A 23,798-nucleotide genomic window follows, 5' to 3' on the forward strand; every position below is an offset into this window, starting at 1 on the left:
ACTACTCACTTTTGTTCTCAATACGCTGGCGGGCATTGTGGATGGCCCGCTGGAAGCGTTCTTCCAGCACCGCCTTGGGCGGCAGGTTGGTCAGGTAATCCGCCACATGGATGCCGCTTTTATCCAGCTCCAGCAGTTCGATCTGTTCCTGCTTTTTACCTGCACAGAGAATAATACCAATGGGTGATTCTTCCCCGGGCTGTCGGTCGTACTTATCCAGCCAGCGCAGGTAGAGCTCCATCTGCCCCTTATACTCTGCCTTGAACTTGCCGGTCTTTAGCTCGACAGCCACCAGCCGTTGCAGCTTGCGGTTGTAAAACAGCAGATCAATATAAAAGTCATCCTCATCAATCTGAACCCGGTGCTGACGGGCCACAAAGGTGAAGCCCATCCCCAGTTCCAGCAGGAACTGCTCCATCTCCTGCAGAATGGCATCTTCCAGCCCTTTTTCCAGGTAGGTGTCGTTCAATTCAAGAAAGTTCAGAATATACGGGTCTTTCAATACCAGGTCCTGATTCGCCAGCCCCTGCTCCCGCAGCTTTTTAAGATCACTGGCAATGGTCGCCTCCGGCTTGCGGGAGAGTGCCGTCCGTTCATACAGCATGGAATCCAGGCGTTCGCTGAAGGTGCGGACAGACCACCGTTCCTGGGCCGCCATGGTCAGGTAAAACTCCCGTTTCAGCGGGTCATTAATGTAAATCAACTGCTTGATATGGGACCAGCTCAATTGTCTCCACACTGTAGAGACAATCTCATCCGCCCTGCATACCTCCGCCAGCCGGGTGCAATGGCGCAGTTGCTGGGGGCTCCAGCCTTTGCCCATGGCGGCGGTGAGTTGCTTCGACAGGTTAATCACCACCTGCTTGCCATAGTCTGCCCGCTCACCTTTAAGCACCTCGGCATTGATACGCTCCCCCACCTGCCAGTAAAGCAGGGTCAGTTCGGTATTCACCGCCACCGCAGCCCGCTGACGGGCGGACTGGATCAGGCCTTTGATTTCGCTGAACAGGGTGTCTGGGTGCTCCGGCGCTTCAGGCGGTTTGCTCATGGGGGGCCTCGGGGTGTTTTTGTTGTGGGTGGGCAGTGGGTGTCCAGTTGCGGACATCGATCTTTCCGGTAACTGTGGCGGAGATCAAGGCTGCGCGGCGTTCTTGGAGGTATTTAGAAAAAATATGCTGCTCATCAATAAGAGCATCAATTACTTGAACTTGTTCTTCTAAATATTGAACGATTGCAGACACTTCATTCTTAGGCGGTGCAAAAATAGGTAGGTTACTAATATTTTCTTGTGTCATCGTTGGCATGTAACTACCTGTATTGTAATTGAAGATACAGGCCTGAAGAGCGTCGGTTCCTAAGAAGTACGACAAATATCTTGAATCAATCTTTGCACGCTTTAGAAGTACCATCTGAGGGTTGATAGTCATCGGAGTATCAGCTTTTGGTATCACCGCCACTTTACCGAAAGACCAGCTTGTTTTAGCTAACAGGATATCACCATCTTCTACCATGATTTCGGGTGATTCGTAGTACTTTTCCCAACTTAAGAAAGCTTGTTTTTCTAGAGAAAATCCCCTGCCATTTATGTTAGATGGGCCTAGAACGACAGCCCCTTCTCCTTCATCCACTATATCTTCTGCGTTATAACCTCGAAATCCAATGCGTCCTGCGATTTCGACCGTATTTTTCAAGCGGCATACGCTCCAGTGCTCCGGCACTTCACCCAGCCACTCCACACCGGAGTCTTTCATCGGTGCATCAGGGTTAAGGCCTTTGGTCACGGCATGGCTGATCACCGCCTGACGCTTCTCTTGCAGCAGCCGGATCAGGGTTTTCTGCTCCTCGATCAGGGTGTCGATTCTGGCGGTTTCGTGGTTGAGGAAGTTGGCGATCTGACTCCGTTCAACTTCTTCGGGCGGCACACCAAAAGCGTAATTACCCAAGTGTTCCTGGGTCATACTCGGTAAAGCAGTATTGGTTGAATAACGGTCAAACTGAATTGTAAGCGCCAGATAATGCAGGTATTTAGCAGGTACATCACTGTTGATCTTTGTATAGTACATTGTATCAACAGTCCAAAATGGCTCTTTTATATAGAGAGGCTTATCAATAGTCCCCTTTCTTCCAAGCAACACAGATTCTTTGTCGTAAAGAAACTCAGTAGCAAAAGTAAACTGCCCACCAGAGCCAAGTACAGGGTATCCACTGACTGCTTCAACCGCTTTATAGTCCTGACCATTTTGAATTTGTGCCATATGCTTGAGGCGTTTAATTTCCCAATGAAGCGGAACCAATCCCAACCACTCAACCCCAGAGTCCTTATACTCCGGATAAGCCCTGTACTTACTGGCCACTGCCGACTGCTCACTGCCAACTGTCACAACTCACCTCCCAGTTCCTGCTCAATTTCTTCCACACTGGGCAGTTGCGATTGCAGGTTTTCCGGCAACGATTGCGTCAGTTGATACTCTGATACGCCAATAGGCTTTTGGATGTCGCTAAGGGCGTACTCCGCCACCATCTTGTCTTTGTTTTTGCACAGCAAAATACCAATGGTGGGCGCATCTCCTTCTTTACGCAGTTGCTCGTCCACCGCCTTGATATAGAAATTCAGCTTGCCCGCATGCTCCGGTTCAAAGTCGCCTGCTTTCAACTCAATCACCACATAACAATGCAGACGGGCATGGTAAAACAGCAGATCAATGTAAAAATCCCGTGTACCTACTTGCAGTTTGACCTGCTTTCCCATGTACGCAAAACCGGCACCCAGCTCCAGCAGAAACTGGGTGATATGCTCTATCAGCCCCTGTTCCAGCTCTTTCTCGTTGTAGCTTTTGGTCAGGGTGAGGAAATCAAATACGTAAGGGTCTTTCAGGGTTTGCTGTGCCAGATCGGACTGTACCGCTGGCAGAGTGGCGCTAAAATTACTGAGCGCGTCTCCTTCCCGCTGCCACAGGCCACTGTCAATCTGGTGAATCAGTACATTACGGCTCCAACCATGTTCGATGGTGCTACGAATGTAATACTGCGCCTCATCCACCGATTGGCATTTACTGATGATCTGTAAATTGTGTCCCCAGGGCACTTGAGCTAATTGGGCAACAGCCTGTTGCCCAATTGCCTGACCCTGTGAGTAAAAAAGGAACCACTGCCGAATGTATTTAAGGTTTCGTTCAGAAAAGCCTTTAATGTCGGGAAATTCTTTCATCAGGTCTTTGCTGAGCTGTTTTAAAAAACCATCGCCCCAGTTAGCCGTAGACTGGCGCTGAACAATATCGGCCCCCAGTTCCCAGTAGAAAGTCAGCAGGGTGGTGTTTACCTGAACGGTGGCCTTGATTTGGGTTTGCTGTACCTTTTGTTTGAGATCTTTTAACCACCGCTTGTAGTCACTGTTGTGATTAAGGCCAAGACTGGTGCTGTTGTTCGCCTTGCTCATGAATGCACCTCCGCCAGCAGGCCCATAATCCGGCCACTTACCACATCCAGATCAGCATCAATAGCTTCCAGGGCACGGGGCGGCTGGTACACATAGAAGTGGCGGTTAAAGGGAATCTCATAGCCGACAATACCGATCTCATCGTCCTGCTCATCCCGCTTGCTGGCATTGATCCAGGCATCCGGTACATGGGGCGTCACTTCCCGCTGAAAGTAGGTTTCGATCAGCGTTGAGGTGGTCACCGATGGATCAAGGGGGATATTCTCGTTATCCCGCAGGTCGCCATCGGTTTCAAACTCGACGACGTTGCCACGGTATTCAAAGGCTCCATAGAGGGGCTGCGACTCTTCTTTTAATACCTTTTTGACAACGGGCTCGGCCTCCGGGTTCTTATGGGTAATGGCATCCAGAAGCTGTTTTTTCTCTTTGGCATCTAGCTTGATCGCCCGCTTTTTAATAGCTGCCTTCAATAATTCATCAAAGCGATTGAAATCATCGCTGTTCTCAATACCGACCTCAGACTGAAGCTGTTGCGCCTTTTCCATCAGCTTGCGCTGGAACAACCACAGTTTGGTATCCAGTACTTCTTTGATCTGCTTCTCTTTCAGCTCGGTAAAGTCTTTTTTGATCTTGTTGCGAATGGCTTCTTCCTGCTCTGCCAGTGTCGAGTAGCAGGCATCGCCAAACTGTTCGAATAGCCAGCGCATTACATTGTTAAACGGTTTGGGCGCATAACGCAGGCTGGCAACGGCTTCATCGGTAAATCGGACGGAGAGGCGCAGGGGGCGTTCTACCGTTATGCGACGATAACCGAACTGGTATGTCTCAAATAGTTTACTGATTGCTATGCCATTGGAGTCAGTAGCTTCCGCCTCAAACTTGCCAAAACAGCGAGTCACCATGGCACGGTCTTCCGGGCTCATCATATTGCGCTTGGAACCCAGGGACTTGCGCATCTTGCCAAACAGCTTCGCACCATTGATAAGCTGGACCTTGCCCTTACGCTCCACCGATTTTTTGTTGGACAGCACCCAGATATAGGTCGCAATGCCAGTGTTGTAGAACATATCGGTAGGCAGGGCGACAATGGCTTCCAGCAGATCGGCTTCCAGAATATAGCGTCGAATCTCACTTTCACCACTGTCCGCGCCGCCGGTAAACAACGGCGAACCGTTCAGGATAATGCCGATCCGGCTGGGGTTTTGATTATCGGGCGTGATAGCCCGAAATTTGCTGATCAGGTGCATCAGGAACAACAGGGAACCATCCGATACCCGTGGCAGACCCGGGCCAAAGCGACCATCAAAGCCTTTCACGTCATGTTCCGTTTTGACCGTACTTTCGATCTTCTTCCAGTCCACTCCGAACGGTGGATTGGAAAGCATATAATCAAACTGCTGACTGGCAAGCTGGTCATTGGACAGGGTATTGCCCAGCTTGATACGGCTGACATCCTGCCCCTTGATCAGCATATCGGCTTTACAGATGGCGTAGGACTCCGGGTTCAGCTCCTGACCAAAGGCGCGCATCACCGCATTGGCGTTATGTTCATGCACATATTCCATACCGGAAGAAAGAAAGCCACCAGTACCGGCAGTGGGATCGTAAATGGTGCGGATAATGCCTTCTTTTGTTAAGGCATCGTCGTCTTCCATAAACACCAGGGAGGTGGTGAGCTGGACAATATCCCGTGGGGTAAAGTGCTCCCCGGCGGTTTCGTTGGAGCTTTCGGCAAATTTGCGGATCAGTTCCTCAAACACCAGCCCCATATCGTGATTGGAGATGACATCCGGGCTCAGGTCGATGCTGCCAAACTTCTGCACCACCTTATACAACAGGTTGGCCTCCTGCAGGCCGCCAACAAATTCATCGAACTTGAAATGTTCAAAAATCTCCCTGGCATCCCGTGAGAAGGCAAGCACATAGCTTTCCAGATTGTCTTTAATACCGATCTGTCCAAGTTTGGAGAGATCCATCGGTGATGTATTAAAGAAGGACAACCCGGCCGCCCGCAACAACAGCTTCTCCCGCCCCTCTTCCGGCAGGTTCATCACCTTCACTTTTTCATACTGGGCCAGCACCGCTTCTTTGGTAGGCTCCAACACGCATTCCAGACGGCGGAGCAGGGTAAACGGCAGAATGATGCGCCCGTACTGGGACTGTTTAAAGTCGCCCCGCAGCAGATCAGCAACGGACCAGATAAAGGCGGCAAGGTTGTTGGAGGCTTGGGTGTTAGGCATTGTCACTTCTTGGGAAGAAAAATCGTTGAGACAAGCAATTACATCTGAGTACCAACCACCACTGTCATCAATGGCACCTTGGCTCCGGCAATCTGCTGTCATATTCCGTGCAAAAGTGTACCGCTATTCACCGGCTGGCAGTAGTCGTATTCACGACCGGCACCACTAAATACCAATGCAATGGATATACAGGCTGGCGTATATAAATAAAAGTGGTGATTAATGACTAATACATCATCAGTGATAGAAATTAATTTTTATTAGATCAAAAAAAGTAACTATTCTGTGAACCCAGCCAAACCAGCCCACCAAGCTGGTAAGGAATACCCGCCTTATAATGGCTACGGACTTGGATGAGCTTTTTTCAGCTAGAGCTAGGTGGGTCATGGATTCGCAATTCTTTGAGACGAGTTTCATCCATCTGCCAAGGTAGCCACTGACTTAAATCTTCTGGTGGCTTCCGGTCATTAGCAATGCAAGCCTCAAGATAGCCCTTCAACCACAGCTTCTGATTGATCTTCCAGATCTTCAGGCTTGTCAGCACCGTAAAGAACCAGGCCGCCAGCTCCATACTCCAGTCGCTCCCACTGCCGTAGTAGTTTTTCCGGCCAACCACGGGGCCCCGCAACGTCTGTTCATCAAACGTGCTGGAGGTGGGGCGGTGATAATTGCGGGTGTTTCCGGGCATTGACAAGTCTTGCGATATCGCTTGCGATGGTAACGCCTCTTGTGTGGCCTGACCTCAATTTCTATAACATCACAATGATCACAGCCAGGAAACGGTTCGAAGGGCAAGCGACAGATGGCACAACACTTCTCGTTATTGGGTAGGTCAACGCCCTGATCAACCACCGGCAGGTTCTCATGTTTTCTCCGACCATGGCTCGGGGAACCAGGTTGCTGGCCACGTTTACGAGTCGTCGGTTGTCGTGTGGTATTTTTGCTTTGCTTTTCCTGACTGGGTTTTGAGCGATTTTTCCTTTCAGTAGAACGGCCAAAGACCATGTGTTTCATATGACTCAGCTGAGAATCGCGTTCTTTGATGGTCGCCTTGAGTTGATCGACTTCAGCCTTATTATCTTTTTTCATCAAGGCAATGGTGCCCAGTAATTCCTGCTCACGAACCCGGGTCCGTTTCCACAGATCCCGGTAGTGGTTGACCTGCCATTTGAGGTCAATGAACTCCTGCTTGGTCAAAGTGACTTGAACAAGGCTGAAAGGAGTACAGGATTGTTCTGAAGTGCATTCAGGCGAAGTGATTTCAAACATCTATCAAGGATAGCTGAACAGGGCTATTGATGCTTGAATAATGGATTTAGCGAATGGTTACCAAAAAAAAGACCTACACTACTATAAGTCTTTGATTTATATGGCGCTCCCAGGAGGATTCGAACCTCCGACCTGCCCCTTAGGAGGGGGCTGCGCTATCCAGCTGTGCCATGGGAGCATGCGTAATCGGACAGATACCAAGGCATACACCTTTGTGACCGCGATTGAAGCGTACTTCATTCACAGTGGATGATCAAGCCTTGGCAGAATAAAGGATTTCTAACTGGCGTAAATTGACTCAGGGGCTGTCTTTTTCGGGAAATACGATTTCAAGCTGTTGCTCAAAGGCAAGCATTTTTTCTGCCAGACGCTCACTGTCAACGATCAACGTCCCATCAAGGTATGCCTGGCGCAGGCGGCTGACACGATCTTCAGTAGCATTGATAACAAAACTTAGTTTCTTCTCGGAGCCTTCCAAATTCGTACTTGACTCTCGATGCTCTTTATCCATGTTCACTCCTTGAACGTTGAGAAAATATTTTTCACTGGCAAGTCGGACATACTGTCACCTCCAGTTCAGGCTGTCTACCCATGATGCCTATTATTTTAGTATACAAATTTCATACCAATTGAGGTGTGTAATAACTCCGGGCACCTCGTTAAACACAACAGTGAACTGATAGCGAGGTTATCAATGGGAACGCAGGAATCACCAATGGAATACTATAAGCTTGTTGGCGGATAGACTGCACCGCTATTGTGCAGCAATAGCGAATTGATCAATGAGAGAGCAAAGCAAAAGCCTGACAATAATATACACGACCATTTCCAGCAGAAGATACCTTGCTTGACAACAAGGCTCTTCTGAAACTCAGTTTTAAAGCGTCTCTTGCTGAAACAGCCGATTAACAATCCATCGCTTTCAGCACATCGCAAGAGCCAGACACCATCAACTTTCCTCCTTTTTTCCTTCTTCTTGCGTGTTTTCGATGACTTCTTCAGGTTCCGCACCTTCATCTGCGCCCTGAGTCTCACCTTCAGTCTCTGGAGAATCATTTTTCTCCAGTTCGGGTTGCTCTGCAGCAGCTTCCGGAGTCTCTGAGCCATCATCTATTTGAGCAGACTGGAGCTTGTATGCCATTGATTTAAGCTGTTCCTTTTCATCAGACTCTCTCGGAGTTACTCCTGCATCTGCCGCACTCTCTTCAGAGCCCGCTTCAGAGCCCGTTTCTTCTACATCACCTGCCCCCTTGTCGCTCATTTGAGCGTCGGCTTTGGTTTCCTTAACGGTTTTATCGCTTATTGAATCACCTACAGCCCCTCCTTCTTTTCCTGGTGCTTTGTCTGGCATTTCATTCTTCGTATCCCCTGAGGCCACTGTTACGGTATCCGTTCCAGCGATATTGGAAGAAACGGTTATTGCCGCACCATTTGAACCCGGCGGATTTGCAGAGGTTGTCAATGGCTGGGTGGTGGCTGGTAAAGATGACAAGCTGTCCATAAATAAAAACCTCTTTTTTCTTTAGTAGACACCTACCATAGACTTTGGCTACCTCTAATTGGTTTCAATGTTTTTTAGAGTATTTTTCTCATAATTTGTCAGACATTATTGCTATGATTTTTAACAGGGTATGTAGCTTGCACGCCATCATCAATAGATATAGATCGATTGACGTTTGAATTCTGCGAACTTGATGAAATTTATTGGCAGGTTGTTGTATAAAAGATGAAGGTATACGCCAGTGACAGATAACAGGATTCTCAACCTTTATGGTGGCAGCCCCATCCATGGATGCCGCCTTAAACCATTCAATCTAAGTTCTTCGGGAAAAACCATAGATTCGCCATGCCGGCAGGCAGGCCACCAGAAAACCCAGTAAAAACAACGACAACAACCAGAGCAGTTGTTCAAAAGGCAGTGCGATGCTGCTCACAACAGGAATCCAGCTCCCCAGGAACAGAGTCGATACTTTATAGAGAACAACACCAGAACAAAGAGCAAACAGGATTTGCAGCATCGGTTCTGCCAATGTCAGGGCTGCCAGCTGCCAGGGTCTTACCCCTACCATTCTTAGCAGTTCGACTTCCTGTTTTCGCTCGGCAAAACCGGCAGAAAGATTAAAATACATCATCACCAAAGAGAGCAATCCGATGATAAAACCCATGGCCATAAACACATTATTGAGCATTCGCTGATAGTGCCCAAGCTTTTCCAGCTCCAACGCAGGAATCACTACTTCAAGTGGTGTATTGAAGGTTGACTTCAGTTCTTTCTGCACCTTAAAGAGGGAGTGACGATGACGCAATTTTATCAAAATGAAATTAAGTTGATCAGTTTTTATGCCATGGGCTTTTCGGATTTTTCGCAGCCCTTCGATAGGAATTAAAATATTACTGTCCAGTGAGGTTCCGGTTTCCATTAAAACCCCCTGAATAATAACTGGCGTTTGATACTCATCTTTTGATGAGGGCGCAAAGCCATTGGCTATCTTCAGGGTTTCTCCGGGCTGATAGTTTGCCGCCAGTCTGGCCCCAATAAATGCCGAACGATCATTTCTGAACTCCGTGCCCGATCCATTGCCAATAAAATTAAGGGCTTTCAGTTGCAACGTTTCCATATAACGTGCAGTACTGCCAGTCACTGTATATCCAAGATGGCTTTCGTTGGTAGACACCGGCGCAGCCCACTCCACATCCTTCAGTTCAGCAATGGTTTCATAGAGATCCCAGGATATTACCGGAGGAGGAGGGCCAATGCGAAAAAGGCTGTAAAGGACCAGATGTGCCGGCTGCGAAGGTGCTCCGACAATCAGGTCTGCACCTGAAGACACCTGTCGTGCATAGGATCGTACGGCTTCATGAATATGGCTAATCACCAGAAGAAGCGCAATGCTGAAAGCAAGAGCCAGAATCGAAATGGTTGTGCGTCCGGCTCTCTGACCAAGGCTTCTGCGCATAATCTTCATAATGACCATCGGTTTTCGCGCTCCCTTGCCTGGTTCAAGGTATCCATGTTCACATACCGGTCAAAACCTTCAATACCGTTTTCATCATGGGTGGTACAGATCAGTGTGGCTCCACTTGCACGACATTCATCCAGTAACAGCTGGTAAACGGCTTTCTTCCCCTTGCAATCCATAGCCGATGTCGGTTCATCCGCCAACACCATTTCAGGCTTGCCGATCAGCGCACGGGCAATGGCAAAGCGTTGCTGTTGACCGGCGCTGTATTGCGCAGCATTTTTTGATAGCCGTGACGGGTCTGTTAAGCTGAGCTTGCGAATCAGACGAATGGCATCCTTGGCTGCCGTTTCAGATTTCTTTTCTGCTTCATAGCGTCTTTTCGCTGAGAAATAGCAGGGCAACAGAATGTTATCGAATGCGCTTAGATAGGGCACCAGCCGATAATGCTGAAAAATAAATCCGATAGAGTCGGCACGTAGTCTTTCCAGAGAAGAGGTGCCAATTTTTCTCATATCATTGCCCAAAACCTTCACATCCCCGCTGTTATAGCGAACAAGCCCCATCAGGGCTCTTAACAGGGTGGTTTTGCCAGAGCCATTCCCGCCCTGAAGGCACACCATTTCACCAGCATCAATAACCAGCTCCGGAATTCGCAAAACTTCAGTTTCACCAATACTCTGCTCAAGGTCATGAATGGCAACGGCCTGGACATTTGTCATCTTAATATTTCCGCCCTGATAAAGACCTGCAGCCAGGATAAACAACGATCCTGGTTTTCATGGTCATGATTATCGGTCGTCTGCCAATAAAGATAAGCGCCTGTAATGGGCTTCATAATCTGATCATGGAAAACAACAGGCTCATTTCATATGGAAAGAGACTCTGGCAGTGAATGTTTTGGCCTATACTCGAAGCTGCCAGTCATCCAATAACCTGTGTGCTTTATCTGCACGAGAAATCCCTTCCAGATTAGGCGTCAACACTTCCCTAACTTGACACACCCGGAGTTTGATCCATGCCCTTCATCACTCCCCTTAAAACACTAACACTGTTCATCATCACCCTTGTTCTTACTGGCTGCGCCAGTGATGGCCATCTGAACCGGTGGAGCCAATGCGCACTGATCGGGGCGGGTACCGGCGGTCTTGTTGGCGCTGCAGCCAACAGTACGAGTTCATCCGATAGAGGTAAATCGGCCACTTACGGTGCTATAGGTGGTGCCCTGGTCGGTACCGCTATCTGTGCGCTGACTGGCAGTGACAGTGATCACGATGGTGTTCCTGATAGCAAAGACCGCTGTGCAAACACCCCCAAAGGCGTAACCGTCGATCACAGTGGCTGCCCGGTAGACTCCGATAATGACGGGGTTCCTGACTATCTGGATAAGTGCGCCAATACCCCTTACGCCGTCACAGTGGATGCTCACGGTTGCCCCGATTCCGACGGTGATGGCGTACCAGACAATATGGATCGTTGCCCCAATACCCCCGTCGATGTGGCGGTTAACCAATATGGCTGTCTGATCGACAGTGATGGGGATGGTGTTCCCGATGACATTGATAAGTGCCCGGATACCCCCGAAGGCATTCCCGTCGATGCGGATGGCTGCCCACTACAGAGGGAGCTGGGAATGGTTTACTTTGGCTTTGATAAAGCAGACATTGACCTGCCGGGCCGTCAGGCGCTGGACAAAATCGCTGATGTTGCCAAACAACAGTCTGACATTCATCTGACAACTGTTGGTTACACCGACTCAACCGGCCCGCTGGAACACAACCGAAAACTGGCACTGCGCAGGGCTGAAAGTGTCAAACAATACCTGGAAGAGCGTGGCGTCAGTGGCAATCGCATCAAAGCCGTGGCCGGTGGTGTACTGGAAAGCGGAGATCAAACCAGAGAAGGCCGGAGAAACAACCGTCACGTGACCATCACCATTGAAGGGTAACCTTCATTAACTATTCATGAACTGAATAACTTCGACATTTCAATAAGCGCTACCCGCTGCCCGAAAAAGACAGGCCACTTGTGCTTTTTCGGGAAGCGAGCAAGTCTCTGCCAACGGCGGAACTTATTTCGCGACAATTCCTTAACTGTTTCTTTTGGAGCCTGTGAGATAGTATTGGTCAATACTCAAACCTACTCACCCAACGTCTCCAAGCAGTATCCATGACAGACAATAGCAAAGCCTGTTTCTACGCCCTGGCCACGGCCTTATTGTGGTCGACCATTGCCACCGCCTTTAAAATAGCCCTTAAATATCTTGACCCATGGCGGCTGGTATTCTGGTCCGTGGCAACCTCCACCACCCTGCTTACCATCATTGTCATGATTCAGGGAAAGGCTGGTTTAGTCGTCTCCCAATTCAAACAATCATCGGGATTATTCCTGGCCCTGGGGCTGTTAAACCCTTTTCTCTATCACGTTGCCCTGTTCGGCGCTTACGACCTGCTTCCGGCGCAACAGGCGCAGGCATTAAACTACAGCTGGCCAATGGCGCTGACCCTGCTTGCCGTTCCTTTGCTGTGTAAAAAACTGTCGCTTACCAGCCTGCTCTGCTGCCTGCTGGCCTACGGGGGTGTATTGCTTATCTGTACCCGTGGGGAGTTTGAAAGTCTTAATTTCGCCAGTCCCATCGGTGTTATTCTGGCACTGTCAAGCACCATTATCTGGGCGCTTTACTGGCTATTGAATACCCGGCGCGAAGGGGATCCTGTGGTTGGCCTGCTGATCTGCTTCCTCTGTGGACTGCCCTGGATTATTGCTGCCACCGCCCTCTTCTCCGATTTCTGGCCCATTGCCTCTGAAGGTCTGGCAGCAGCGGCCTATGTTGGTCTGATTGAAATGGGCTTTGCTTATATCCTGTGGCTGAAAGCCCTTAAACTGGCGGACAATACTGCCATGGTCAGCAATATCAGTTACCTCAGTCCGTTTCTATCACTGATTTTCATCGCCAATATTCTTGGTGAGTCTATCTATCCGGCCACCTATGCTGGCTTGATTATGATTATTGTTGCCGTTTTGGCTCAACAGCACTTGAGTAGAAAATAAACGTCATGGCCAGAAACAGCTACTTTGCTTTTAAGCAGTTCAGAATTGACCAGGGTGAATGCGCCATGAAAGTCACCACGGATGCCTGCATCTTTGGTGCGCTTATTGCTGAATCATCCGGCTTACGACATAGCCAGTCCATTCTGGATATTGGTGCAGGCACCGGGTTGCTCAGCCTGATGGCTGCTCAGAACTGCAATGGAAAAATCACGGCCGTGGAGCTGGATGAAGAAGCGTCACAACAAGCGGTCCGTAACTTTGCCGCCAGTCCCTGGGCCGGTCAGCTGCAACTGGTCAATAGCGCTATCCAGATATTCTCTGCCACCAGTCAGCAACGCTTTGACTGTATCATTTCGAACCCGCCTTTTTTTCAACAATCCTTCAAGGGGGACGACCAGCGACGCAACATGGCCCGTCATACCGATAGCCTGAGTTTTACCGATCTTGCCAGGGTGATTTCCCGACATTTGGCAATCACTGGCGAAGCCTGGATTTTACTACCCGTGGAATCCACACAGCATTTTTTGACAGCGGCTGCCACGGAAGGACTGGGTCTGATAAAGCAGATTGGGCTGCGTTCTTCCAGCCGTCATGGGAACCACCGCTATATCCTGGTGTTAAACCGGGATAAACCTCTGGAAACACACGAGGAGACGGTCACTATATATACCCAGCCTCCTCACTACACGGAAGAAACCAGGCAGTTGATGTCACCTTATTATTTGGCTCTCCAGGAGGCTGACCGAGAATAGCGCCCGTAGCGAGGATGGCAGAAAATTGAGGATAAAAATTTCGTTTTGTGAGGTGAATAGCGGGGCTATTTGCCGAACAAAACGGAATTTTTAGACCAGTTTGCTGCCACCGCAGTAGGGCAGTCTATTCTCGGACAGCCTCCTAGTGGTCCGCAATGATATTCGATGTAAATTCGTCAGACTTCAGGCCAATGTTCCGTTCACTTTGCGTGACCTGTTCACTGGCTGATGCATTAAGATGGTCGGAGGAGTAGGGAATGGCCAGTCGGGCTCGTGGCCGGTTATCAAACTCCATTGCCCATAGCAACGTGACCAGAAACACGCCGCAAAATACCCACGCTGGTTTAATTTTATTAAGCATGGTCGCGCCTCACTCTTAAGGTAAGCCCTTGGCCTATCTTAATACGGTCAGGTGATTCATGAATAGCTTATAGTTGAACAATGTCGTAAATATCTTTCAGGCATCTGGAAGCAAGCAATATCAGTATCTGTTCACCGCCCGATAAACCGAGAATCCATCCCGAGTGAGCAATGTCTCACAGTGGCCAAAAGCCTTCTGAATAATGGGCGGATAACGCAGAAAACTATTGGCAACAATACGAAGCTCGCCACCCGGGCGAAGCATCTGACCTGACTGGGCAAGAAACTGCTCTGTCACCTCATAGTGGGTTTTTACGCCTTGGTGAAACGGTGGGTTGGAGATAATCAGATCAAACTGCCCTGTCACTTCTGACAGGCCATCGCTGGGCAGTACCGTAAAAGAGTTTCGCCCTGTGGCGCTCATGGTTTTGGTACTGCTGGCCAATGCCAAGGCATCACAATCCACCAGGGTAATATCATACTCACCGGGCAGAGTATTAATATAAGCGGAGATCACCCCAGCGCCACAACCAAAATCCAGCACCTTGCCTGAAGGTATTTTATCCAGCGTTGCCAACAGAACCTGGGTTCCCTTATCAAGGCGACCATGGCTGAACACTCCAGGTAATGAGGTAATGTCCATATTGACCGGACCAGCAGTGACAGAAAACGTCTCAAACCACGGTTCAAGGGTAAAATTCTCCGGCTTTTGCAACGGCTCTGAAGCTTCCAGCAATACACAGTGACGGGCATTATCGACACTTTTAACATAGTCAAAGCTGTTCTTGAGCCGCTTTTTCCAGGACTTGATCCCTTCATCGTTCTCTCCCACCAGCCAAATGGGGACACCTTCCGGCAAAAAGCTCAATACCATCGCCAGCCAGAAGTCCATTAATGGTTTGCTTTTCTGGAGAAACAGCAAAACACCATCAACAGGCCGGGCAAAGTCCATCGTCAGGATCGGCGCAAAACTCAGGGAGAAGCGGTCTTCCAGCCGGGCCTGCACAGGCAACAGACGCCGATAAGCACTGAAATCACCAGTGAGTGCCGTGATATAGCCAACCCCATCGTTCAACAAATGAGTTGCCAGATCATCCGCTGGCAAGCCAATCATCACCAGATGCTCAAGCTCGAAAAGCGCCTGGTTACGAACAATTAACTGGCCCTGATTGGTTAAATGTGAGGATAGTGGGGATGTCATAGGTATCAACGCCGGTTGCACAGTTCACAAAGCCGGAACTTATACAGGAATAGTCCACGGTTTTCCATGCCAATACTTTCCATCAAACGTTCATGGAAATACGGATTTACAAGGCTGTTCCACCGGCATAGCATTCGCCGCCAGTTACGACCCGTATGGAGTTTTCTGATGAGTGAACCACAGGGTGATCTGGTTCTGCGCACACTGGCAATGCCTGCCGACACCAACCCGAATGGTGATATTTTCGGGGGCTGGATCATGTCCCAGATGGACATTGCCGGTGGCCTGGCATCGAAAAACCGTTGCAACAGCCGGATTTCTACCGTTGCCGTTGAATCCATGAGCTTTATCCATCCGGTGAAGGTTGGTGACGTGGTTTGCTGTTATGCTGATATCATTCGCGTCGGTAACACCTCCATGCGTATTAAGCTTGAAGTGTGGGTAATGTCCCACCCGTATAAATCAGAAGCACGCCACAAGGTGACTGAAGGTTTTTTCACCTATGTCGCCATAGACGACAACGGACACCCTATTCCCGTAGACAGACGCTAACAACCGGACTCCCCCCCCATGAAACAGAAAACCATTCTCGTCGGCATTGCCGGCGCCTCCGCATCCGGCAAAAGCCTGCTGGCAGAAACACTGGTGGAAGAGCTCCAGTCAGAGCACCTGTGTGTTATTTCAGAAGATTCCTACTATAAAGACCAGACACATTTGAGCATGGAGGAGCGGGTTCGTACCAACTATGACCACCCGGAGTCCATGGATCATGACCTGATGCTGGAGCAGATGATCAAGCTGAAAAATGGTCAGGAAATCGAGGTCCCACTCTACGACTACAGTCAGCACAATCGCCGGACAGATACCCGCAAGGTCAACCCTGCCCGCGTGGTTATCTATGAAGGCATCCTCCTGTTCACCAACCCGGAAATCCGGGAAGCCTTTGACCTGCGCTTCTTTATGGATACGCCACTGGATATGTGCCTGATCCGTCGTATGAAGCGGGATATTCTCAGTCGGGGCCGGGATGTGGATTCCGTTATCAAGCAGTACCTGGAAACGGTTCGCCCCATGTATATGCAGTTTATTGAACCTGCACGCCAGCATGCTGACCTGATCATTCCCCATGGCGGAAAAAACAGAATTGCCATCGATCTGATCAAAACCCAGATCCGTAACCTGATTGATTAAAAGCGACGTTGCCCCGGTATCCGCTGCCCGAAGAAGCCGACACGGTTTGTGCTTGTTCGGGTAGCGGGTCACAGTAGGAATGGCGGTCACCCGCCACCCCCTGCGCAGATCCGTACTTGCACTGCTAGCGCATACGGCTCCTACCTCGAGTATTTAACGTCAAACCGTTGCTCCGGCCATGGATGAAGAACTTTTACTTTGGGCAACACAGTGTTGATGAAGGCACCAAACTTCTTCCAGTTCAGTCTGCTTCTCTGGCTGCGCCGCTTCAAGGCTTTGTACCAAATCTTTTGCACTGCTGTCCTGAAGGCATTGATTCTCAGTCCATTGCCAGGCACCGAAAAGTAGTTCATGTGACCTTGCAGTACACGTCTCAACCACTTCAACTGCTCCGGCACGGGGTCATGCCTGTGTTTCAGGAGATAGTCTTTGATCTTGCTCAATGTCGCTCGCATTCGCTCTTTGCTGGTTCGTCTGACAATGTTGAAGTTTCCACTGCTTCGACTAATACCGCAGATATGAGTAAATCCAAGAAACGTAAACGTCTCCGGCTTTCCCTGCTCCCTTTTCTTCAAGTCAACTTTGGCAAAGCGACCAAAGCGTATCAATCGGGTTTTATCCTCATGCAAGGACAAACCAAACTGCCCAAGTCTTTTACCAAGCTCACTCAGGAAGACCTTTGCATCATGCTCACGCTGAAAGCCCAGCACACTGTCATCCGCAAAGCGAACCACAATCATTCGTCCAGAGGCTTCCCGCTTTCGCCATTGGTCAACCCAAAGGTCAAACACGTAGTGCAAATAAATATTTGATAATAGCGGCGATATCACCGATCCCTGTGGCATCCCTCTTACGCTTCGAACACGACGACCATCCCCGTCGTAGTGCCCTACTTGTATCCACTGTCTTATCAAGCGGATAATGCGCTTGTCCCTCACCCGATGCTCTAAAAACATGATCAGCCACTCATGTTCGACCTGTTCGAAGAATTTCCGAATATCCAGATCCAGCACCCAGTTCACCGGATTACGTTTGATTCCCACCGTCAGAGCATCCAATGCATCATGTTGGCTTTTCAAAGGTCGGTAACCGTAAGAAAAACCACGGAAATCATTCTCGTAAATCCCCTCCAATACCTTGACTACTGCCTGCTGGACTATCTTATCTTCCAGACAGAATACACTGATCGGACGCTCACCACCGTCAGCCTTCGGAATCATTATCCTTCTGGCCGCTCGGGGGCGATAGCTTCCTTTATGTAATCGTTCGTGCAAGGATGCCAGCCGGTTATCCAAATCCCGCTGATAGGTTTGCCATGTAACACCATCTACCCCCGCTGCCGACCTCCGTTTCAATTGAAAGAAACAGTCTTTCAACAGATAAGGTGTAATATGGTGAAACAAGGCCGTGAACTGTAAACGACGATCCTTTGCCGCAGCCTGACGTATACCCAACAGATTGGACATAGTGCTATTCCCGCGCTGAGTCGGGTCACGGACATCCTGTTGGATATTCCTCTTGGTCAAACCCCTTTCCTCCACAACCTCCGCCACAGATCTCTCTGCTTTGTTCGGCGCTTCTCAGGTACTATGGGCTTGTCCGACTTCCTGCCGACGACAATAGGCGTATGGCTATTAACCTTCCCTACTGCGTCTCCTATGGCTAAACAGGAGAAACCAGCAGGATCTCCCGAGTTCCGCACAAGATGCGTACCTGCATGCACAAGGTCTCCGACTGCGCGAGGCCCACAGGTCACTTGCGGTGTAGTGCAACCTGCAATATTGCTTTCTGCATCGCTTAACAACATCAGCACCTCGGATTATTGGATTTCGCAGCTCAATACTTAGCCTACAGGCTCCCCTGTCAACGCTTCACCGGATACCTTACGATATACGGCGCATGACTCGAGGCTGGGGCGACCCGCCAGTCTTACCCCACAGGGACTTTCACCCTTAACATCTTGCCGATTTATCTCGGCACACTAAGCATGTCAAAAACACCACCTTGCTTCCATTTCAATAACCGCCTAGGTATACTTCAGCCGTATAAGCGTCAAACACGCCCATTTTTTTCGTCCTTAAAAAAGATGTTGGGTCCGGCGCACTCTTCGCTTATCCGAAGATGGGTCTCCCCTGATTATCCAGGCTGTCCGGCCGCTTGTACATCCAACTTCCCCAAACCAACGTAGTTGCCAGTGCTGCTGCATGATCCCCGGATCAGCATGCCAGGGCACTGCAAGATGGCGATTAAAAGTTACTATGCGTGTAGAAGCTGATATCAAGCTGGGTTTCAAAGACGTTTTGTTCCGCCCAAAGCGTTCCACCCTGAAAAGCCGTTCACAGGTAAGCCTGGAGCGCACCTTCCGATTTGTTCACACTGACCAGGAATGGACCGGCGTACCCGTCATTGCTGCCAACATGGACACCGTCGGCACTTTCGCCATGGCTCTCGCCCTGGCTGAACACAAAATGCTGACGGCGGTTCACAAGCATTACACCGTCGAAGAGTGGCAGACCTTCCTCGACAAAGCCCCTGAAGGCATTGAAAACCATATCATGGTCAGCAGCGGCACCTCCGAAAACGATTTCGACAAAATGTCTGAAATCCTGTCCCTGAACGACAAACTCCGCTTTATCTGTATCGATGTAGCCAACGGTTACTCAGAGCATTTTGTCCAGTTCGTTGCCCGTGTTCGCCAGCGTCACCCCAACAAGGTGATTATTGCCGGTAACGTGGTTACCGGAGAAATGGTGGAAGAAGCTGATCCTGAAAGGTGCCGACATCGTTAAAGTGGGTATCGGACCGGGCTCCGTCTGTACCACCCGCGTTAAAACCGGTGTCGGCTATCCACAGCTGTCCGCTGTTATTGAATGTGCCGATGCGGCCCATGGCGTTGGTGGTCAGGTGATTTCCGACGGTGGCTGCACCTGTGCCGGTGACGTGTCCAAGGCATTTGGTGGCGGCGCTGATTTTGTCATGATCGGCGGTATGTTTGCCGGTCACGATGAGTCCGGCGGCGAAATGGTAGAAGAAGATGGTCGGCAATTCCGCCTGTTCTACGGCATGAGTTCCACCACCGCCATGGATCAGCACGCTGGCGGCGTTGCCAACTACCGCGCCTCGGAAGGCAAAACCGTAAAAGTACCTTACCGTGGTCCGATCCTTGAAACCGTTCAGGACATCCTCGGAGGCGTACGCTCAACCTGCACCTACGTAGGTGCCGCTCAACTGAAAGAACTGTCCAAGCGAACCACGTTTATCCGGGTTCAGGAACAGGAAAACCGTATTTTTAACTAATCCCCGATCAACCACGGAGAGCACAGAAGATTTCCTCATACTTTGTGAACTCCGTGCTCTTTGGGGTCGAATCAATCACATAATCACGCAACCACCGCAATCTCCACAATCTCCGCAATCTCCGCAATCTCCACAATCTCCGCAACAGTCATCAGAAGAATTACCTGGTGATTGCGCTTCTGGCTCTCGATTCATTGTCATTGGTGCAGGAAAACAATTAAACCCGCCCCAATGACAACAATGACAGGTGGAACTATCTTCCAAGGATTTATTATCAACAATGATTTCAGGACTCTGCTCCCGCCGCTCCATATTAAAATTAACAGCCTGGTCACAAACCTCTCCTCCATAGGTATGTGCATGACTGCCACTACAGTTAAGGTCAGGGAAGTTATGCAACCTCCTCGATAAAGGCAAAGCTGGCTTCTTCATAGCCTCGTCACAGGCTGGAGAAAGAATATTAGGCAGAGATTTGTCACTTTGATTCTCAACCTTCCTACCCCAGTTGCTCAAAACCGGGGTCAAAGGAGGCTCATCAGCTAATGACTCAGCATTAAGTGCCCCACCAACAGGATAAGAGACTAACCTGGGAGGGCTGGCATCTAACGGCTGCAACATATCAACACACCTTCATCGGCAAAATACGAAAATCAAAATGCATGATCGTTGGACCAACCAAACCAACAAAAAGTTCATCAATAAGCCGCAGCAATTCCCCGCTGATCAAACTCCGCCTTGATCGCATCCAGCTGTTCAGTGGATGGCGGGCGCACCGTTTCCAGCTCGTAGCTTTCACTGAAGGCATCCCACTTATGCACGCCGAGGCTGTGATAAGGCAGGATTTCCACCTTCTCAACACAATCCATTTTTTCCACCATATCTGCCAGCATGGCGGCATACAGCGGATCAACGGTAAACCCTTCCACCACCACGTAGCGGATCCAGGTTGGCTTTCTCAGCTCCTGTAAATACATGGCAAAATTACGGGTGTATCGGCCGGTGACATAGGTCAGCTTTTGATGCATCTCTTCATCCATGTGCTTGATATCCAGAAGCACCAGGTCGGTGTAGGACAGCAGACGTTCAATATCCGGCGTGATTTGTTTGGCAAACCCATTGGTATCCAGGCAAGTATGAATACCGTGCGCTTTAAGCGCCTTGAACAGGTCGGCAACAAATTCAGCCTGCAGCAGCGGCTCGCCACCAGTGACCGTAACACCACCGGTCAGAAAGCCCTTTACCTTGAGGATTTTGTCCAGAACTTCCTCATGACTGAGCACCTCACCGCCATCGCGCAGATCCCAGGTATCCCGGTTGTGACAGTACCGGCAGCGCATGTGACAGCCCTGCATAAACACAATGAAACGGATACCCGGTCCGTCTACCGTGCCAAATGAGTCCATGGAATGGACACGTCCGAGGGACATGGCGACTCTCCTATTTACCCAACGAGTCTCTGTAAAAAAAAAGACCACTGTCTTTCTTTTACAAAAACCCTGAATACCATAAGCAAAAAAGGCCAGCAGAGCTGGCCTTTTTAAAAGTTAAATTCTAGCGTTTACTGTTACAGCGAGCTAGTAAAGGTACGGGTGATAACGTCACGCTGCTGCTCTGGTGTCAGCGAGTTGAAACGTACCGCATAACCGGAGACACGAATGGTCAGAGAAGGATACTTCTCAGGGTTCTCCATGGCATCTTCCAGCATTTCACGGTTCATGACGTTGACGTTAAGGTGCTGACCGCCCTCGCGATTTTCCTCGTGATGGAAGTAGCCATCCATCAGACCCACCAGATTCCTGCTTTGGCTTGCTTCGTCCTTGCCCAGCGCCTTTGGCACGATAGAGAAGGTGTAAGAAATACCATCCTTCGCATAGGCAAATGGCAGCTTGGCAACAGAGCTCAGGGAAGCAACTGCACCGCTGGTATCACGACCATGCATTGGGTTGGCACCCGGACCAAATGGCTGGCCTGCACGACGTCCGTCTGGCGTAGTACCGGTCTTCTTACCGTATACCACGTTAGAGGTAATGGTCAGAACGGACTGGGTTGGAATCGCATCGCGATACATCGTGTGAGAAGCGACTTTCTTCATGAACGTTTCAACCAGTTCACAGGCAATCGTATCGACACGCTCTTCGTTATTACCAAACTTCGGAAAATCACCTTCAATTTCGAAGTCGATAGCAATGCCGTCTTCATCACGCACCGGCTTGACTTTGGCGTATTTAATGGCCGACAGAGAGTCAGCAGCAACGGACAATCCGGCAATACCACAGGCCATGGTGCGAATAACATCACGGTCATGCAGGGCCATCAGAGAAGCCTCGTAAGAGTACTTGTCGTGCATGTAATGAATACAGTTCAGGGCAGCCACATACTGACTGGCCAGCCAATCCATGAGCGTATCAAAACGTGCATAGACATCGTCGTAATCCAGGTATTCCGACGTGATCTTGTCAGTTTTCGGACCAATCTGAATTTTCAGCTTCTCGTCCACACCGCCATTGATGGCGTACAGCAGCGTTTTACCCAGGTTGGCGCGGGCACCGAAGAACTGCATCTGCTTGCCAACAACCATTGGCGACACACAGCAGGCGATGGCGTAATCATCGCTGTTCATATCAGTACGCATCAGATCATCATTTTCGTACTGGATAGAGCTGGTATCGATGGATACTTTGGCGCAATACTCTTTGAAAGACACCGGCAGCTGCTCAGACCACAACACCGTAATATTTGGCTCTGGTGATGGTCCCATGGTGTACATGGTGTTCAAGAGACGGAAAGAGTTTTTGGTAACCAGTGTACGACCATCAAGGCCCATACCGCCGATAGCCTCAGTGGCCCAGATCGGGTCGCCAGAGAACAGCTGATCGTATTCAGGGGTACGCAGGAAGCGAACCATACGCAACTTCATTACGTAGTGATCGATCAGTTCCTGGGCGTCCGTTTCAGTGATTTTGCCTGCTTCCAGGTCACGCTGGATATAGATATCCAGGAAAGTAGCCGTACGTCCCAGAGACATGGCCGCACCATTCTGGGACTTAACCGCAGCCAGGTAACCAAAGTACGTCCACTGAACCGCTTCACGGGCAGAGGCAGCAGGGTTACCGAGATCGCAACCGTATTTGGCCCCCATCTCCTTGATCTGCATCAGCGCCTTGATCTGCTCCATGATCTCTTCACGCAGCTGGATAGTACGCTCAAGATTTTCACCGGCAGTCAGCGCTGCATCCAGAGACTTGTGCTGGGCCTTCTTATCAACAATCAGTCGGTCAATACCGTACAGAGCGATTCGACGGTAGTCACCGATAATACGTCCACGGCCGTAGGAATCCGGCAGACCGGTGATCACACCTGACTTACGACAGTTGCGAATGTCAGCAGTATAAACATCGAAAACACCGGAATTGTGCGTCTTACGATATTCAGTGAAGATCTTGTTAACCATGTCATCCAGTTTACGGCCATAAACTTCACAGGAAGTTTCAACCATACGGATGCCACCGTTGGCGATGATGCCACGCTTCAGCGGCTTATCAGTCTGCAGACCAACAATGGTTTCCAGATCTTTATTGATGTAGCCAGCGTCGTGAGAAGTAATAGTGGATGGCAGATCGGTATCGAAATCCAGGGGGGCGTGAGTGCGGTTCTCTTCCCTGATGCCTTCCATAACATCAGCCCACAGTTTGTCTGTTGCTTCAGTGGAACCGGCCAGGAAGGAACTGTCACCCTCGTAAGGGGTGTAGTTTTTCTGGATAAAGTCACGAACGTTGATGCTTTCGGACCAGTCGCCGGAAGTGAATCCTTCCCATGCTGCTGGCAGTTCGCTGGTGGTTACAGTCATACTAAGAGGCTCCTGATAGGTTGGAGAATTCTTTGGGAATGCTGTTCCGGGTCAGTCAGACTGCATCGATTGGCGGTGACACCAACTTGATCTGCATCAATGAAAGTAAATCATTGTCGGCGTATCGTTTGCCTGTCTTGCGGGGACGCAGATATTGCGATAACACATCATCACAAAAATCATCACATTTATGT

At 49.8% G+C, this 23,798-nt stretch carries 23 protein-coding genes and 1 tRNA gene; 7 read left to right on the forward strand and 17 right to left on the reverse strand.

Annotation, left to right across the window (positions count from 1 at the left end):
• Position 1: 1 nt before the first annotated feature.
• The 11 genes from O3276_RS05590 to O3276_RS05640 form a co-directional block, all read right to left on the reverse strand.
• Complete coding sequence (locus O3276_RS05590) at positions 2 to 1,048, reverse strand: PDDEXK nuclease domain-containing protein (RefSeq protein ID WP_269674754.1); 1,047 nt, start codon at positions 1,046 to 1,048, stop codon at positions 2 to 4.
• Positions 1,032 to 2,381, reverse strand: coding sequence for a restriction endonuclease subunit S (locus O3276_RS05595; protein WP_269674755.1), 1,350 nt, complete (start codon positions 2,379 to 2,381; stop codon positions 1,032 to 1,034). The genes O3276_RS05590 and O3276_RS05595 overlap by 17 nt, the downstream gene beginning before the upstream one ends.
• Positions 2,378 to 3,436, reverse strand: coding sequence for a PDDEXK nuclease domain-containing protein (locus tag O3276_RS05600; RefSeq protein ID WP_269674756.1), 1,059 nt, complete (start codon positions 3,434 to 3,436; stop codon positions 2,378 to 2,380). The genes O3276_RS05595 and O3276_RS05600 overlap by 4 nt, the downstream gene beginning before the upstream one ends.
• Positions 3,433 to 5,676, reverse strand: coding sequence for a type I restriction-modification system subunit M (locus O3276_RS05605; RefSeq protein ID WP_269674757.1), 2,244 nt, complete (start codon positions 5,674 to 5,676; stop codon positions 3,433 to 3,435). Before O3276_RS05605 ends, O3276_RS05600 begins: the two co-directional genes overlap by 4 nt.
• 364 nt (positions 5,677 to 6,040) lie before the next feature.
• A complete protein-coding gene (locus tag O3276_RS05610) occupies positions 6,041 to 6,247 on the reverse strand; it encodes a hypothetical protein (protein ID WP_269674758.1) in 207 nt (68 codons plus the stop codon).
• A complete protein-coding gene (locus O3276_RS05615; RefSeq protein ID WP_269674759.1) occupies positions 6,214 to 6,945 on the reverse strand; it encodes a hypothetical protein in 732 nt (243 codons plus the stop codon). Before O3276_RS05615 ends, O3276_RS05610 begins: the two co-directional genes overlap by 34 nt.
• 101 nt (positions 6,946 to 7,046) lie before the next feature.
• Positions 7,047 to 7,123 (reverse strand) — tRNA-Arg (locus O3276_RS05620).
• 120 nt (positions 7,124 to 7,243) lie between these two features.
• Complete coding sequence (locus tag O3276_RS05625) at positions 7,244 to 7,456, reverse strand: flagellar biosynthesis anti-sigma factor FlgM (protein WP_101747596.1); 213 nt, start codon at positions 7,454 to 7,456, stop codon at positions 7,244 to 7,246.
• 438 nt (positions 7,457 to 7,894) lie between these two features.
• Positions 7,895 to 8,446 (reverse strand): prolipoprotein diacylglyceryl transferase, encoded by a 552-nt coding sequence (locus O3276_RS05630; RefSeq protein ID WP_269674760.1) that lies wholly within the window; start codon positions 8,444 to 8,446, stop codon positions 7,895 to 7,897.
• 313 nt (positions 8,447 to 8,759) lie between these two features.
• Complete coding sequence (locus O3276_RS05635) at positions 8,760 to 9,902, reverse strand: ABC transporter permease (protein ID WP_269674761.1); 1,143 nt, start codon at positions 9,900 to 9,902, stop codon at positions 8,760 to 8,762.
• 5 nt (positions 9,903 to 9,907) lie between these two features.
• On the reverse strand, positions 9,908 to 10,627 hold the full coding sequence (locus tag O3276_RS05640) for an ATP-binding cassette domain-containing protein (RefSeq protein WP_269674762.1): 720 nt from the start codon (positions 10,625 to 10,627) through the stop codon (positions 9,908 to 9,910).
• Between the two features lie 296 nt (positions 10,628 to 10,923).
• On the opposite strand from O3276_RS05640, the gene O3276_RS05645 reads away from it, so the two are divergent.
• The 3 genes from O3276_RS05645 (at position 10,924) to O3276_RS05655 (ending at position 13,708) form a co-directional block, all read left to right on the forward strand.
• On the forward strand, positions 10,924 to 11,853 hold the full coding sequence (locus tag O3276_RS05645; RefSeq protein ID WP_269674763.1) for an OmpA family protein: 930 nt from the start codon (positions 10,924 to 10,926) through the stop codon (positions 11,851 to 11,853).
• Between the two features lie 221 nt (positions 11,854 to 12,074).
• A complete protein-coding gene (locus O3276_RS05650; protein WP_269674764.1) occupies positions 12,075 to 12,956 on the forward strand; it encodes a DMT family transporter in 882 nt (293 codons plus the stop codon).
• A gap of 5 nt (positions 12,957 to 12,961) precedes the next feature.
• Complete coding sequence (locus O3276_RS05655) at positions 12,962 to 13,708, forward strand: tRNA1(Val) (adenine(37)-N6)-methyltransferase (RefSeq protein WP_269674765.1); 747 nt, start codon at positions 12,962 to 12,964, stop codon at positions 13,706 to 13,708.
• 142 nt (positions 13,709 to 13,850) lie between these two features.
• Here O3276_RS05655 and O3276_RS05660 read toward each other — a convergent pair whose 3' ends face one another.
• Positions 13,851 to 14,069: a hypothetical protein gene (locus tag O3276_RS05660; protein ID WP_269674766.1), complete on the reverse strand. Its 219-nt coding sequence runs from the start codon at positions 14,067 to 14,069 to the stop codon at positions 13,851 to 13,853.
• 120 nt (positions 14,070 to 14,189) lie between these two features.
• On the reverse strand, positions 14,190 to 15,269 hold the full coding sequence (locus O3276_RS05665) for a methyltransferase (RefSeq protein ID WP_269674767.1): 1,080 nt from the start codon (positions 15,267 to 15,269) through the stop codon (positions 14,190 to 14,192).
• 168 nt (positions 15,270 to 15,437) lie between these two features.
• Between O3276_RS05665 and yciA the strand changes: the two genes are divergently transcribed.
• Both yciA and udk read left to right on the forward strand, forming a co-directional pair.
• The gene (gene yciA, locus O3276_RS05670; protein WP_269674768.1) at positions 15,438 to 15,821 is read left to right on the forward strand and encodes an acyl-CoA thioester hydrolase YciA; all 384 of its coding nucleotides are present in this window, start codon (positions 15,438 to 15,440) and stop codon (positions 15,819 to 15,821) included.
• Positions 15,822 to 15,839: 18 nt separating this feature from the next.
• Entirely contained in the window at positions 15,840 to 16,460 is a 621-nt protein-coding gene (gene udk, locus O3276_RS05675) for a uridine kinase (protein WP_269674769.1), read from the forward strand.
• Between the two features lie 140 nt (positions 16,461 to 16,600).
• On the opposite strand, the gene ltrA is transcribed toward udk, so the two are convergent.
• Positions 16,601 to 17,986, reverse strand: a complete 1,386-nt coding sequence (gene ltrA / locus O3276_RS05680) for a group II intron reverse transcriptase/maturase (protein WP_269673230.1) — start codon at positions 17,984 to 17,986, stop codon at positions 16,601 to 16,603.
• Positions 17,987 to 18,718: 732 nt separating this feature from the next.
• Between ltrA and O3276_RS25430 the strand changes: the two genes are divergently transcribed.
• Positions 18,719 to 19,249: an IMP dehydrogenase gene (locus tag O3276_RS25430; protein ID WP_332328188.1), complete on the forward strand. Its 531-nt coding sequence runs from the start codon at positions 18,719 to 18,721 to the stop codon at positions 19,247 to 19,249.
• Positions 19,182 to 19,757, forward strand: coding sequence for an IMP dehydrogenase (locus tag O3276_RS25435; RefSeq protein ID WP_332328189.1), 576 nt, complete (start codon positions 19,182 to 19,184; stop codon positions 19,755 to 19,757). Before O3276_RS25430 ends, O3276_RS25435 begins: the two co-directional genes overlap by 68 nt.
• Positions 19,758 to 19,832: 75 nt before the next feature.
• Here the strand turns inward: O3276_RS25435 and O3276_RS05690 are convergent, their stop codons facing one another.
• The 3 genes from O3276_RS05690 to pflB form a co-directional block, all read right to left on the reverse strand.
• Positions 19,833 to 20,375, reverse strand: a complete 543-nt coding sequence (locus O3276_RS05690; protein WP_269674770.1) for a hypothetical protein — start codon at positions 20,373 to 20,375, stop codon at positions 19,833 to 19,835.
• Positions 20,376 to 20,452: 77 nt separating this feature from the next.
• Complete coding sequence (pflA, locus tag O3276_RS05695) at positions 20,453 to 21,184, reverse strand: pyruvate formate-lyase-activating protein (protein WP_269674771.1); 732 nt, start codon at positions 21,182 to 21,184, stop codon at positions 20,453 to 20,455.
• A 137-nt stretch (positions 21,185 to 21,321) separates the two neighbouring features.
• Positions 21,322 to 23,604, reverse strand: a complete 2,283-nt coding sequence (pflB, locus tag O3276_RS05700; RefSeq protein ID WP_269674772.1) for a formate C-acetyltransferase — start codon at positions 23,602 to 23,604, stop codon at positions 21,322 to 21,324.
• Positions 23,605 to 23,798: the final 194 nt, after the last annotated feature.

Origin of the sequence: Endozoicomonas sp. GU-1, assembly GCF_027366395.1 — a bacterium.
GTDB lineage: Bacteria > Pseudomonadota > Gammaproteobacteria > Pseudomonadales > Endozoicomonadaceae > Endozoicomonas.

Coding starts and splice junctions, on each gene's coding strand:
- O3276_RS05590 (WP_269674754.1), bottom strand. CDS start 1,048: ATGAGCAAACCGCCTGAAGCGCCGGAGCACCCAGACACCCTGTTCAGC.
- O3276_RS05600 (WP_269674756.1), bottom strand. CDS start 3,436: ATGAGCAAGGCGAACAACAGCACCAGTCTTGGCCTTAATCACAACAGT.
- O3276_RS05605 (WP_269674757.1), bottom strand. CDS start 5,676: ATGCCTAACACCCAAGCCTCCAACAACCTTGCCGCCTTTATCTGGTCC.
- O3276_RS05610 (WP_269674758.1), bottom strand. CDS start 6,247: ATGGAGCTGGCGGCCTGGTTCTTTACGGTGCTGACAAGCCTGAAGATC.
- O3276_RS05615 (WP_269674759.1), bottom strand. CDS start 6,945: ATGTTTGAAATCACTTCGCCTGAATGCACTTCAGAACAATCCTGTACT.
- O3276_RS05625 (WP_101747596.1), bottom strand. CDS start 7,456: ATGGATAAAGAGCATCGAGAGTCAAGTACGAATTTGGAAGGCTCCGAG.
- O3276_RS05630 (WP_269674760.1), bottom strand. CDS start 8,446: ATGGACAGCTTGTCATCTTTACCAGCCACCACCCAGCCATTGACAACC.
- O3276_RS05635 (WP_269674761.1), bottom strand. CDS start 9,902: ATGCGCAGAAGCCTTGGTCAGAGAGCCGGACGCACAACCATTTCGATT.
- O3276_RS05640 (WP_269674762.1), bottom strand. CDS start 10,627: ATGACAAATGTCCAGGCCGTTGCCATTCATGACCTTGAGCAGAGTATT.
- O3276_RS05645 (WP_269674763.1), top strand. CDS start 10,924: ATGCCCTTCATCACTCCCCTTAAAACACTAACACTGTTCATCATCACC.
- O3276_RS05650 (WP_269674764.1), top strand. CDS start 12,075: ATGACAGACAATAGCAAAGCCTGTTTCTACGCCCTGGCCACGGCCTTA.
- O3276_RS05655 (WP_269674765.1), top strand. CDS start 12,962: ATGGCCAGAAACAGCTACTTTGCTTTTAAGCAGTTCAGAATTGACCAG.
- O3276_RS05660 (WP_269674766.1), bottom strand. CDS start 14,069: ATGCTTAATAAAATTAAACCAGCGTGGGTATTTTGCGGCGTGTTTCTG.
- O3276_RS05665 (WP_269674767.1), bottom strand. CDS start 15,269: ATGACATCCCCACTATCCTCACATTTAACCAATCAGGGCCAGTTAATT.
- yciA (WP_269674768.1), top strand. CDS start 15,438: ATGAGTGAACCACAGGGTGATCTGGTTCTGCGCACACTGGCAATGCCT.
- udk (WP_269674769.1), top strand. CDS start 15,840: ATGAAACAGAAAACCATTCTCGTCGGCATTGCCGGCGCCTCCGCATCC.
- O3276_RS25430 (WP_332328188.1), top strand. CDS start 18,719: ATGCGTGTAGAAGCTGATATCAAGCTGGGTTTCAAAGACGTTTTGTTC.
- O3276_RS05690 (WP_269674770.1), bottom strand. CDS start 20,375: ATGTTGCAGCCGTTAGATGCCAGCCCTCCCAGGTTAGTCTCTTATCCT.
- pflA (WP_269674771.1), bottom strand. CDS start 21,184: ATGTCCCTCGGACGTGTCCATTCCATGGACTCATTTGGCACGGTAGAC.
- pflB (WP_269674772.1), bottom strand. CDS start 23,604: ATGACTGTAACCACCAGCGAACTGCCAGCAGCATGGGAAGGATTCACT.